This is a genomic window from Spirosoma aerolatum (assembly GCF_002056795.1).
In the GTDB taxonomy this organism is placed as follows: Bacteria; Bacteroidota; Bacteroidia; order Cytophagales; family Spirosomataceae; genus Spirosoma; species Spirosoma aerolatum.
This window is the reverse complement of sequence record NZ_CP020104.1, coordinates 2786756-2800193: the sequence shown is the minus strand read 5'-3', so window position 1 is coordinate 2800193 and position 13438 is coordinate 2786756. Positions and strand designations below refer to the sequence as shown.

General features: G+C 49.4%; 9 protein-coding genes. All 9 read right to left on the bottom strand.

What is annotated here, in order from left to right:
• Window positions 1–17 precede the first annotated feature (17 nt).
• A complete protein-coding gene (locus B5M13_RS11240) occupies window positions 18–1076 on the bottom strand; it encodes a proline iminopeptidase-family hydrolase (protein ID WP_080055758.1) in 1059 nt (352 codons plus the stop codon).
• An 84-nt stretch (window positions 1077–1160) separates the two neighbouring features.
• A complete protein-coding gene (locus B5M13_RS11235; protein WP_080055757.1) occupies window positions 1161–2075 on the bottom strand; it encodes an alpha/beta hydrolase in 915 nt (304 codons plus the stop codon).
• A 93-nt stretch (window positions 2076–2168) separates the two neighbouring features.
• Window positions 2169–2708 carry a nuclear transport factor 2 family protein gene (locus B5M13_RS11230; protein ID WP_245859951.1) on the bottom strand — a complete coding sequence of 180 codons (540 nt, stop codon included), beginning with the start codon at window positions 2706–2708 and terminating at the stop codon, window positions 2169–2171.
• Between the two features lie 72 nt (window positions 2709–2780).
• Window positions 2781–3887: a nuclear transport factor 2 family protein gene (locus tag B5M13_RS11225; RefSeq protein ID WP_080055755.1), complete on the bottom strand. Its 1107-nt coding sequence runs from the start codon at window positions 3885–3887 to the stop codon at window positions 2781–2783.
• 49 nt (window positions 3888–3936) lie between these two features.
• Window positions 3937–4872, bottom strand: coding sequence for an NAD-dependent epimerase/dehydratase family protein (locus B5M13_RS11220; RefSeq protein WP_080055754.1), 936 nt, complete (start codon window positions 4870–4872; stop codon window positions 3937–3939).
• 506 nt (window positions 4873–5378) lie between these two features.
• Entirely contained in the window at window positions 5379–6116 is a 738-nt protein-coding gene (locus B5M13_RS11210) for a LytR/AlgR family response regulator transcription factor (RefSeq protein WP_080055752.1), read from the bottom strand.
• 645 nt (window positions 6117–6761) lie between these two features.
• Window positions 6762–9737, bottom strand: coding sequence for a protein O-mannosyl-transferase family (locus B5M13_RS11205; RefSeq protein WP_080055751.1), 2976 nt, complete (start codon window positions 9735–9737; stop codon window positions 6762–6764).
• 589 nt (window positions 9738–10326) lie between these two features.
• Complete coding sequence (locus tag B5M13_RS11200) at window positions 10327–12087, bottom strand: sodium:solute symporter (protein WP_080055750.1); 1761 nt, start codon at window positions 12085–12087, stop codon at window positions 10327–10329.
• 178 nt (window positions 12088–12265) lie between these two features.
• Window positions 12266–13426 (bottom strand): four-carbon acid sugar kinase family protein, encoded by a 1161-nt coding sequence (locus B5M13_RS11195; RefSeq protein WP_080055749.1) that lies wholly within the window; start codon window positions 13424–13426, stop codon window positions 12266–12268.
• Window positions 13427–13438 lie beyond the last annotated feature (12 nt).

Genomic DNA, 13438 nt, shown 5'->3' with positions numbered 1-13438 from the left:
TGGTTAATGTGAAGAGATCAATTCCCTTTTTTCAGAAAGGATATCAGCCCGGTGAAATACGTTTGCTGATCGTCATACATCGCGAAATGGCTACCGTTGGGGCATACTAGAAACGTACCATTTTTCACTTGCCCGGCCATCCATTCCATGTGTTTGGGGTCCATCGTGTCGTAGGTGGCCCCGATAACCAACGTCGGCACAGTAATTTTGGGCAGGTCTTTGCTACGATCCCAGTTTTTTAGATTGGCATTGCCCGCCATGCCAAACTCGCTTGGCCCCTGCATGGTCACGTACTGCTCCTGATTGAGTTTGGCAAACCCCCGGTTCAGCGGTTCGGGCCATTGTGAAGCTGGTATACGGCAGATGTGTTTTTCGTAATAATTGGGCAGCAACAGTTCCATATAGTGCGGGTCGGCGAAGTCGCCTTTGGCTTCGAGTGCTTTGATCTCGGCCAGCACCTTTGGGTCCATTTGTTTGGCCAGTACCTCGTTGGCATAGCGGCTGTAGGCGGGCGCACTGCTCATCATGTCTGAGATAATTAATCCCCTGAGGTTTTGCCCGTATTTGAGTGCGTACTCGATGCCCAGAATGCCGCCCCACGAGTGGCCATAGAGGTAAAAATTGTCTTTATTTAGCCCTAAAGCGACCCGAACCTGCTCCAGTTCGTCGACAAAACGGGGCAGCACCCACAAGCTCTTGTCGATTGGGCGGTCGCTGTTACCCGCGCCGAGCTGGTCGTAATAAATGAACTCGATGCCTTCTTTGGGCAGAAAACTCTCGAATACCTCGTAGGCCTCATGACCTGCACCGGGACCGCCGTGCAGAATCAAAACCTTGACCGTTGGGTTGTTGCCAATCCGCTTCGTCCACACGTTGAATGTGCCTTTCGGAGTCTTGATCGGGATTATTTTCACACCCCCGGTTTGTATACCCGTATCGGCGGGGGCAAAGTAGGTTTGGCGTGCGTTAGCCTTGTCGGCGTTTGGTTTTGGGTTACAGCCTGCAACGGTCAGGCCAATGAGCAAAACAGCAAAAGTGGCCGGTAAGAGCGAAGAGAGAAATTGACTGATCTTCATGGGTCTATCGAATAGAAAAAAGGCTGCGAGGATACAGGTTTTATAGGCGCTCAATGTGCTCTCATTGTTGTTAGCTGAAATGAATTATTTTTTGTGGCCATACAACACCCTGAGTGTTCGACTAATCATCGCCGGCACTACCGACATGTGCGTTTCATCGTCAAATATGTGCGTAGTGAGGGTTAACCCTTTGTAATTTCTGCTCTTTAGCGTATCTGCAAACGCAGTCATTACAGGCGTCATTGATTTGCCTTCCATGCTGCCAACAGACATGAAAATTTTGACGGGTAACGATTGATTTTTTGCTGAAAATGTTTTTTCAATTTTAAACAGTTCTTTACTGTTCCACCATAAAGAGGGACTATTTATGCCATACTTATCGAAAAGATCTGGGGCCATAAAAAGACAATAACTCACAAATAGTCCGCCAAATGAATGCCCTGAAATACCGCGTTCTGTTGTGGTTTTATAGTGCTTATCAATAAATGGAATAATCTCTGTTTTGATTACATCTAAAAAAACAGGAGCTCCTCCAGATGATAAAGAACCTTCAGTCAAACCAAATGCTTTTGTGTACGTAGGACTTGCATCAAATGCGGCATCTTTGGTCGGTGTGTAATCTTTCCATCTATTTGTCATCCAAGATGTTAGTGACTGTTTCCATTCGTACTCAATTCCTACAATTATCATTTTATCCAGATCGCCAAACATGTCCATTGACGTTCGGGCAGCATGGGCAATAGGAAAAGCTAATCCTCCGTCCAGAATATATAATACAGGATAACGAACTGTGTCTTTTGGAGAATAATGCTGAGGTAATGAAATAGATAAATGATACGTAGTCCTGTTAATCGTTGATTGTAGAATATGTTCTGCTTTTTGATTAATAACGGGTGTAGAATTTGCCTGACCCATTAATTCGTGAACGGTTGCCGATGCTAATAAAACTGATAAAGTAATTATGATAAGGAGTGAATTATTTTTGTACATATTCTTCATCTAATGCAGGTAGTTAATTAAAGAGTACGGCTTTTTTTGCAGTATCAGTACTCAACAATGTGCCGTGAATGACTTTGCTTTTTTTAAATACGGCTACTTAACGGCTACCGGTGCCGCTGCCGACTCGTGGTAAAACGTCGCTTTCCACGCACCATTGATTTTGGTAAAGAGCATCGTTCCCGCTACGTGCTCAAACTTCATTTTCTGGCCGGTTTTGAGCGTTGCATTCTGTTCCATCGAGAACGTATAAAGCACCAGCGAGTCAGTCAAAACCCGAATCACTTCCTTAGCTGGCACGACACTCAACGTCTTCATCTGGCTAAACCCGTCTGCGTTCAGTTTTTTGAGGGCATCGTAGTCGCCCAGGGTGCCATCGGGATTGACGGCCTGAAAATCAGGTGTATTTTCAAAGTATGTCATGCACGTTTCAATGTCCAGTTTTTCGACCTGTTGGAAGAATTCTTTCACAAGGGAAGAAATTTCCTGTTCAATCGCCTGCTTTTGTTCAGGTGTCATTGCCGACGCGTCGGTCGTTTGGGTAGCCGTTTCCTTTGCGGGCGTATTGCAACCTGTGGCAAACAGGAACAAGGCCATAACAACGGCCAGCATCTTGGGTACTTGATTGGTTCTCAATGTTTAGTTTGATTGGTTATGGAATTTTGGACTGACTGAATAAAAAGGGCGAATGTGGTGGGGCAGAACCGATTATTCCTTGCTCATAATCAGCATAGTAGGCTTACCAATAACACCATCTTTCCGCATTGTTTCCGCCAAATCCGGGCGAGCAAAAAAAGCCTTCGGTGCGTCGGGCGAGGCCCACTCGCTGATGATACAAACCGTGTTGGGGTCGTCGGCCAGCGTACTGACTTCGGCACTTAGTTCGCCTGCCAGCATTCGTTCGTTATAAAACAGATCGAAGCCTTTTTTCCAGGCGACATAGTCGGCCACTTTGTGATAAACCACCGTTTTGACGAGTTTGGATTGTGTGTTGCGGCTGATCTTCCACTGCCCGTTCTCTTTGACAGCCGTGTTGCTATAAGCCCCTTCTCGCACGATCCGCTCTCCTTTTGCCGACCGCCCCGTTAGGTGATAGGTTCCCGTGAAAATCACGCTGCCATCGAATTGCGGGCTAACACTGGCCAGCGAAATGACGTTGGTCACGTCAGCATCGACAAACCCCTGTGTGTAAAAATCAACTATCGCAGCCCCTTTTGTGGTGGTGCCGTCCGTAGCTGTCCGCACGGCATCGGCGGTGAACATCATTTTCAGGGTCGCTACGTCCTCGCGGTTGTAGGCATCCTGAAATCGCTTCATCAGGTCGCGCATCTCAAGCCCAATCGTGTTCATAGTCCACTTGACCTGACTGATTTTCCACTGTCCGCCGACCTTGCCGATCAGCATCTCGTAGGTGCCCGCTGTAGGGTTTAGCTTCGCGCCGGTTTTCCGCACAAAATCGTAGCCGCTGACGGTCGTGCCGATTTTCACCTTGCCGTCGGGCTGGGCCTCGGTGCTGACCACCGCGAAGTCCATATACGACCCGGCCGTTTCGCCGAAATCGCGTACATAGTCGGCTTCTACATCGGCTTTAGAACCGGGCGTTACACTGCCATCGGGGTTTACCCAGCCAACATTGTCGGCAAAAAGGGTCATCAGCGTGGGCCGGTCACCTTTGTTATAGGCAGTCTGGTAGGTTTTGGTAAAGGCAACCGCTTCGGGGTTGAGGCCCTGAGCGAGGGTGGTGGCTGCGAAAGCCGGGAGGAGCAGCAGCGTCAACAGCCGGGCCATGAGGAAAACTAGATTACTGGTTTTCATGGGTGTATAGGTTATGTGAGTTGATCGGGTGAATTCCTGAGCCAGCCTTCTACACGGCCTGCTGTAACGTTTCCTGTGCCGACCTGAACGCTACGCCAAGGTCATTGGTCGCCAGGGTGTTGCTGTATACAAGTGCAGCTTCGACTGCGGGCGGTTGCTGGTTCAGCATAAGCGACAGATCGGAGATGCGGTAACTTTCACTCGAAAGGAGGTAGTTTTTGCCGTGCAAGCCCGACCGGGTAGCTGCCTGAAAAACGGCCTCGGCCACATCGCGCACATCCACCACCGAAAAGGCTATATCGTTGGCAAACAGCATCTCGACGAATGGGTTGGGGGCGAACTTGTTTTTAAACAGGTGGAGCATACCCATCGACGTTGAATCGGCGCGGGGCGACAAGCTGGTGCCAATGACAAAAACGGGCGAAACGGTAGTGATCTCGAAGGGTAAATCCGGGTTGTCCTCGATGAATTTCCGTACGACCTGGTTGGCCAGAAACTTGGCTTGTCCGTAGGGATGGTCTTCCGCACTGAACCAGGGCGTATCAGCTTCGGAAAATACCTGACCGGCGGGGTGGTTAGGGTGAGGCATTGGAAACGAAGTATTATAGGACGCCACCGAAGCGATGAACACCACACTTTTGAGCCCCTCGGTTCGCTTGGCGATGGCCAGAAAATTTTCTGTACCCCGGATGGTGGGGTCTAGCAGGTCGCGCTGCGGGTCTTCTACTGCCAGTTGAAAAGGTGTGCCGCCGTGTACCACAATCGTGCAGCCCTGCATAAACAACTCAAGTGCAGCCACATCGCGCACATCGCAGGTCACCAGCATCAGGTTTTCGGCCCTGTTGAGGGTGCTCAGGTGAGCGTACTTTTCGGCGTTGGCCGGGTCAGAAGCCGATACTTTCACGACATATCCTTCGGTCAGAAATTTTTGGGTGATGTAGCTGCCAATGAAGCCAGCACCGCCAAGGATGCCTACCGTTTGCATAAAGTTTTGGGTTTAAACCACCGCGCCATTTACAGCCCAGTGATGGCATGAACAGAATCGGTTAAGGAGGAAGCGGTAATTAGCTCGCAGCCGAATAGGTCAAAATCGGACAGGAGGTGACTCGTTCCCGATTCTATTCGCCAGATGAGGGGTTTCTGTTTTGAACCGCGCGTATAACTTACCCTGATGCTGTGGTTCGTATAAGTGGTAATCGTAGCCACGGTAGGCCTGCAAGATGGCAGCGGGCATGATACACAGGAAGCAAAAAATCGCCGGCGAACGAATAGTGGCAAACGGGAACGGCATGGTTAAACATAGTTTGGCTGTGGTCTGAAACGGAGCGGCCCAATCAGCCCGGCAAAGCGATTTGGCTGATAACGGATCTAAACTATCGCCCTCGTATTTCCCAACCTAGTTCGCCCGGACGAGCGTATCCTTTTACTGTCCGAAAGGGGGGATTTTCTTACCGGATGTGTGAACGGTAATGCCGGTTTCGCCCGGCGGTCTCAAATGGTCTGAATTCGTTTCAGTAGTGTCTCGCGCAGGAGGTGGCTGAGCGGAATTGTTTTACCCCCAATTCCGATATGACCTTCGCCTACCTCATCAACCTGCGTCAGATTGGCCAGATAGGAGCGGTGTACACGTACAAAAAAGTTGGCCGGGAGTTTGTCTTCCATCACCTTCAGGGTCGTTGTCAGCAGATATTCTTTGTTGGCCGTGTAGAGGTGGCAATAGTTGCGGTCAGCTTCCACGTAGAGAATATCGGCGATGAAAATCTTGACGATCTTTTCGCGGTGCCGCACAAAAATCCGGTCACTGAGCACAAAGGGTGCGTCGGGGGCAGGGTTGGCAGCGGTGGGAGGCTCGTCGGCCAGGCGGCTCATGGCCAGCTCGATAGCCCGTTGTAACTCAATGGCCCGGATCGGCTTGGCGATGTAAGCGTAGGGATGTGTTTTTTTTGCCCGGGCAAAGGTAGCCTCGTCGGTATTGGCCGTGACGTAAATAATTGGGATGTTCCACTGCTGGTGGATAGCATGGGCGGTATCGATACCGTCGAGTGAGCCTTTGAGACTGATATCGAGCAGAATCAGGTCAGGCCGGTTGGTTTCAGCATGTAGGATGGCTTCTTCGCCCCTGGGCACAATCCCGCTGACCTCATAGCCAAGTCTGGTGAGTTGCAGGGCGATGTTGGCGGCAATGATCATGTCGTCCTCCACGACGAGCAACTTCAAAGGGGTGTCCATTCTATTTGTTGATCATTCGTGAAGTAATCATTACGCGCCTACCGAAGGCGGAACTTGGTACCGCGTATCCTCGGTAGCGCTGGCAGTGTAATCAACACTATAAATCCGCTACGAAGTAAACTCAAATTTTATAGTTATGAAAATCAATGACTTGATTAAGTGAAGCCATTAGGCTAAGCAGGAATTATGCCATTCCGTAAACCTATCAAAAGATTAAGTTTTATAACCTGTCATGTCCTGATTGGAATCGGCCAATAAACGGACTATTCTTCGTAGATGTAGTGTTTTACCATATTCCAACACAACTGAGTAGGGAAATGTAGACTTGATTTAGTTTCTGGCTCAGCGGAGTTTGCCTAAGTCCTCGGCCCAGCTTTACAGTCGGTCTAAATCTGTCTATAGTTAAAAATACATCCGTGCCGTAGTAGCCCTGTTGGCAGTGATGGACAGGTTTCAGTATTCCATCAGCTAACTAACGGGTAGGTTAGCTGATGGAATACTGGAGAAGAGAAATCCTTTTTCCAAGCTAGCGCCTGGAACACGGCCATCCTTAATAGAGCCTCAAATGGCACGGTTTACAAGCTCGCTATGGGACATAGATTAATTGGGATCGATTTTTTCCTAGGGCCTATCGGTCCGAATACCCTAGTCAAACGCCTTCAGATGCTTCTGGAAAATAGCATCGTACTTGGCCGTTGCAACGGGCTGGTTTGCTTGTTTACAGGCCTCAACAATCGTTTGCAAAACATACAGGTCGCCGTTTGGGCTGCTGAATGTGCTCTGGCTGGTTTTGGCGTAGGTTAGGTTCTGGTCGGCGCGATGAACCATCGTATCCGCCAATGACAGGGCCTTTTTAGCATCATTGACCGCAAACAGACACGGCACATAGTTCGCTACTATCTGGTCGTAGGGTAGACTCTTGTCGGGCATCACCTTGAGCGAATAGTCCAGCACCTGACGTGCTTTGTCCAGTTGGCCTTCTCGTAAAAGCTGGTCCGTCAATCGCAGGAACGCCAGGCGAGCCGAAATGACGGGCGGCCCTTTGTAGGTCTCATCGTAGTACACCTCAGGATTATTGAACTCCCGCCAGAACGTCTTGTGCATCATAGTGTCATACATCACCTCGGAGTTGACGTAACCGTCGGTGGCTCCCGGAACCGCTACTGGCATTAACCGGTACGCGTACCCTTCTAGCTGCAGGTAATTTTTTAGGTTTAGGTAATGCTCATTGGCCAGCGTACTGGAAAAATAAATGGGGCGCTTCCAATTGTTGGTGGCAATCATATCGAGCATCACCAGATCTGGTTTTAGCAGATCTTTTTTACCAATGGTCCATTGCATGGTGTCTTTCAGCAGCGGACGTAGAGAAGCCGGAACAAATTTTGCCTGATCCACCGCTTGTTTGTCAATGGGTAGAAACAGGACGGATGAAGGCAAAATATTCGTCATTTCACCCGTCGTCAAGGGCACCTGAATGGCGGGATTGTTCGCTTTAACCAAACTGATGTATTGCTTCAGATCAATCCCGTTTTTGACCCCGGCGATCTCGTAGAAGGGAACAATATCATTCTTGCCTTTACTAAATTGATCGAGCTCTAACGACATCGGAACTGCATCTGACTCATAGGTCTTCCGCTTCATCTGCTGAATGTACCAGTCTGTACCCAGCAGACTCAGATTACACACCCGTACATCGCGCCGAAAGCCTTCCACTTCCTGGGCATACCAAAGGGGGAACGTATCGTTATCGCCTTCGGTAAACAGAATCCCATTGTAGGCGCACGAGTTGAGCATGTTCTTGGCAAAATCAACCGAGTGAAAGCGGTGATCCCGATTGTGATTATCCCAGCTTTTGACACACATCATGATTGGAATCAATAGGCACATTCCCAAGACAAATTCATGGCGAAACGCTACAGACTGAAAGCGCGCGATGATTGCACGGACGAAATCGACCATAGCCACCACGCCCAGTCCAAGCCAGATGGCAAAGAAATAGAAGGACCCCACGTAGATGTAGTCGCGTTCACGGGGTTCGGAAGGGGGAGAATTTAAGAAAATCTGGAGTGCAATGCCCGTCAGCAGGAAAAGTATGCCTACCGTAACAAAATCGGGTCGACGATGCCGATACTGAACCACCATCCCCAACAGGGCCAGCAGAAACGGCAGCATGTAAAAGTTGTCGTGGGCTTTGTTGGTTTTTAGTAGATCGGGCAGGTGTTGATTCGATGACCAAGGCAACAGATATGTAGCTCCTTCCACATCGCTTTCCCGCCCGGCAAAATTCCACATCAGGTAGCGCCACCACATGTGATTGAGCTGATAGGTAAACAGAAATCTCAGATTATCCCCCATGGTCGGCTTCTGCCCTTCGGCCAGTCCAAGCAACTGTCGGTATAATTGAGGATGGTTCAGGTGCGTACTATAGATACGGGGAAACAGCATTTGGTCGCCAGGAGCGTAGATGTATTCGGGGTAATAATCGACGATGATATATTTATCCTTATCGCGCTTCCAGATGGGCGCACCCTTTTTTGAGTCAATGGGTCGTGCCGTAAAAATGGGGCCATACAGCAAGGAACGGCTTTCATACTGCTCCCGATTCTGATACGCCCGGAATTTGAGGATATCACTGGGATCGTTTTCATTGATGGGCGGGTTATAGCCTGCCCGGACCAGCACCTGCATGTAGGAAGCATACCCAATCAGTAGAAAGGCAACCGCAAGCAGCGCTGTATTCAGCAGCACCTTTTGGCGACGTATGGACCAAACCAGACCATAGGTCACGGCTCCGATCATCGCTAGTACAAATAAAATCGTACCGGAGTTGAAGGGTAACCCTACCGTGTTGACACCGAATCGCTCTACCACGAAAGCCATGGCCGGAAGCCCAGGAATCGATGCATTGATCAGTCCCAATATAGCTAGCCCAACGCCTATTGCCATTACGCCCCCCCAGAACGTTGGTTTAGACCATTTGCGGAAGTAATAAATAAGCGTCAGTGCAGGTAGAATAACCAGATTGAGTAAATGAACGCCTATCGAGAGGCCAACCAGATAGGCAATCAGGATAAGCCAGCGATTGGCTGTAGCCTCGTCCTCAATACGTTCCCAAGTAAAGGTAGCCCACACCACAATAGCCGTAAAAAACGAAGACATGCCGTACACTTCGGCTTCAACAGCAGAAAACCAGAAGGTATCGGAGAAGGTATACGCCAAGGCGCCTACAGCGCTGGAGCCAATAATCAACCGGCTATCGGCCGGACTGTACTCGCTGCCTGGCTGGCTGGCGTATCGAGTGGCTAACAGCTTTTGCGTGAGCAAGCTAATGGTCCAGAATAGAAACAGAATCGTGAAGGCGCTGGCAACGACCGAGACCATATTGATCCAGTAAGCTACTCGCGTTAAATCCCCTAGCGACAGCATGGAGAAAATCCGGCCCAGCATCAGAAACAACGGAGCGCCGGGTGGGTGAGGAATCTGAAGTTTGAACGAGGAAGCAATGAACTCACCACAGTCCCAGAAACTGGCTGTGCGTTCGACGGTCATGGCATAGGTCACGAGCGCAATGGCAAATATGAGCCAGCCCACAAGCCGATTCAGGCGTTTGAAAGAAAGCATATAGCGGTAGATTTAGCCACATGAATAGTTTGTAAGAACTCGCCAAAACTACAGGGTATAGCTGCTTCCTTCGCTGAGTACACTTGTTAAGAAGTGTTAATAACCGCCTGTTTTATAGATATTTAACATTTGAAACAAAATTCAGGCTAGAACTAGTTTTTTGGTCACCAGGATAAGACTGCGTCGTGCGGATAAGGGTGATTCGTGAAATCACCTATCCTCAGATAGCTTCCAAATACACACAACTTTAAGTGATATTGCCGAAACATACCGATATATCATCATTCTACGGCCTATAAAAACATTCATCCACTTTCATTTTACATTTTCTAAACACTGGTTCAGAAAATGACAATAGTTATAAGCCTAATTTACCCGATGCGCTTATGTACTATCGGTTAGGGACATTGGACCAGCCATCGCCACTGAGTTACGATCATTACGAATGAATTGAAGGCCATTACTGATCCAAAAAAAATAGCGACATCGGCCGTCCGACTGTCATGCTGGCGTAGTCCCCTTTGAGTATTCATCTGGTCAATACAGGTCAAACCTACTATAGAAATCGAAGCGGTCCGTTTTTACAGATTTACCCATATTTGTCTTTCACCAACTCTTCAGGATACCGAATTCTGACCAATTCCCGGCTTTCGGCCTGGTGAACAACGTCTTTGAGTGGCTTTCTGAATAGATCGTCAGACGTTTGAGCCACTGTAGCGATACTACTGATCAGCAGCAGAACAGCAGTGATTTTTCCTGCGTTGCCATATGCTGTACGTTTCGACGTACCTTCTGCCAGCTTTGCTTTCGACTGTTTCCGCCAGCCGCTATACAGCAAATTAGCGTCCAGTTCGGGTTTAGGAAAAAACAGACTGGCAACATATCCCACGCCAATCACGATCAGGTGACTGTATACGCCCAGCATCAGTTTGTGGTGTGTGAAATTATACACTCCGAGGTCAAGCAGGAGTTTTTTTCCGTCGCCATAACCGATTTGGGTGGAGGTCAGAAAGGCATAGGCCGTAAACAATATGCAGACGACTATGGCCATGTTAACACCCTGTTTGTTGGCCCGTGCGCTGAATATACCCAGCAGAAAAATACCGACAATACCGCCCGAAAAAATGGCGTATAGCGTAAAGACAATGCCCAGAACGCCTTCGTTACCGGCCTGCAAATAGATGGCTCCGATGCCAATGGCAATCAGGCCCGATACGACGACAATCGTTTTGCTAACAGTCAGGTACTCGCGGTCGGTACGGGTTGGCCGTAATTTTTTGTAGAAATCTTCCAGACCAACAGCAGCCAGTGAGTTCAGATCGGCGCTAAGGCTACAAATAGCGGCTGAGATCATGGCCGCCAGAATGAACCCAACCACGCCCGTCGGGAATCGGGTCATGATAAAATACGGGAACACCGCGTCCGGGCGCATGCCTTCTGGAAGTGGCTGCTGCTTGTAATAGACGAACAGAGCGGTGCCAATAAACATAAACAACGCCCAGACCGGAACGGTCAGCGAAATGCCCAGTATCGACGCCCGGATGGCGGCTTTGTCGGTTTTGGCAGTCAGGTACCGCTGCACTACCGTCTGGTCGGTTCCATATTTCTGGATGGCGTAGAACATACCGTTGATGGCCATTACTACGAAGGTCAGCTTCGTAAAGTCCAGATCGTACGGCCCGAAGCCGGTTCGTCCGTTGGCCGAAGCGACGTTGATAACCTCCGAAAAGCCGCCCTTGACCGAAAGCAGAATGACCACGACGCAGAGAATACCACTCGCAAAGAGCATAAAGCCCTGAAACACATCGAGCCAGATAACCGCTTCGATACCGCCCAGCAGGTTTACAGTGATGATGATCAGGCCGACGACAACAATGATGTAGAACGTGTCGCCACCGGTCATGTTGGTGAGGGCTACCGACAGGAGAAAGAAAACCGTTCCCATCGACGAAAACTGCCTGAGGACGAACGCTGTGGAGCTATAGTAGCGGGCAAACGCACCAAACCTTTTTTCGAAATATTCGTAGGTACTCAGACCGATTGCTTTACGATACAGCGGAACAATGAACCAGATCGTTCCGAGCAGCACGATAGGTACCATCAGGCCCTGCACCAACAAAAGCCAGTTCGATGAAAAGCCTTCGCTGGGATACCCCAGAAACGTAACGCTGCTGATCAGCGTCGCCAGCAGCGACATCCCGATGGCCCAGGCAGGTACCCGGCCACGAGCGGCAAAATAGGTTTCGGTTGTGCGCTGGTTGCGGGCGTAGCGAAGCCCGAAATACAGATTGATAATCAACACGGCGCCAATTATCAGGAAATCAATTACGTTTAAGGTCGGGTTTGACATTTAAATCGTCATTTAGTGTCATTAATGGCATGTCATTCTATACATTGTAATAAACGTTTTCTGTCATTCCGAGGAACGAGGAATCTTCGGCTAAGCATCGTGTTTTCTTCCTCGCCCGAAGATTCCTCGTTCCTCGGAATGACAGAAAAAAAGATAGAAAACGTTTATTATGCAGCATTCAATGACCATGAAATGCCCATAAATCAGTTGGCCAGCGGTAACTGCCTGGCTTTACGGTTATATGCAAATGGCTATTGCCAACAACAGCACTTCGGACAACACCAGCGGCCAATTCCTGCGTTGGAGACAGCCGATTAACGCCCATTTCGCGCAGCACAGCCGATGCTGTTGAGCCACCTTCGATAATCAATTCGTCTACGGGAATCTGGCCAAGCACGCGCTTTACAGCTTTTGCCAGGGTTGTCCGTAACTGGATTGCTAATCCCTGCGTATCAACGTTCGAATCGGCATTAATTGCCATAATAACCTGCTCATGCCGTTGAAAACATGTAACAATACTGGACACCCAATCGGCTAATTCGACGGGGTGCTCGTCGGCGGATGCCATCAGAGCATCTGGCATATAACAAACGAAATTTCCGGCCATGGCTGCATTTTTTACCAGCTCAACACGGTGTCCAAAGGCGCTTCCACACACATAAAGTCTGCATACGCCCAATGCTCCCGACAGACGAGCCGTTTTTTTGAGGGCGTAACGAGCCTCCAGAATAGCGGTAAAAAAACCAGCTCCACCAGCCGGTAGGGTCTGTTCGTCAAGTCGGTTAGCCCAGGTCATCAGATCACCCTGCGTGCCCACCTCACCAATGACAATCCCCCGTTCAGGCAACGTTGCTGTAGCAGATTGAACAGCCATTGGTGCCTCATTCACCGCTAATCGCTTCATGACATTCGATTCCGTTATCGGGAATTCCGGGTCTTTTGAAAAATGGGTCTGGTGGATCGGTTGCCCCTGAACGTAATAATGCCCGTCGATCAGGATTCTACCCAAGGCCGGATTGGCCGGAACAATAAATGCCCGTTCCAGACCAAGAACCGTCAACTGCGCTTTCGTTTCGGCAATGACATGTCCACGAAGTACCGAATCAACTTTTTTAAAAATCAGTTCGGGATTCATCATGCGTAAAGCTGCACTCACACCCGTCATTTCCCGAACGGCCTCCTTTTCCGAAACTGAACGGGCATCGGTCGAAATCACCAGCAAATCCGCTTTTGATCGGAGGTTGACGAACATGGCAAGTTCTACGGTCAACCCATAAGTAACGCCAATCCCCGCCAGCTCAGCGGCTCCCGTCAAATCATCAGCAACAACAGCAAGCATAGTTTAAAGAGC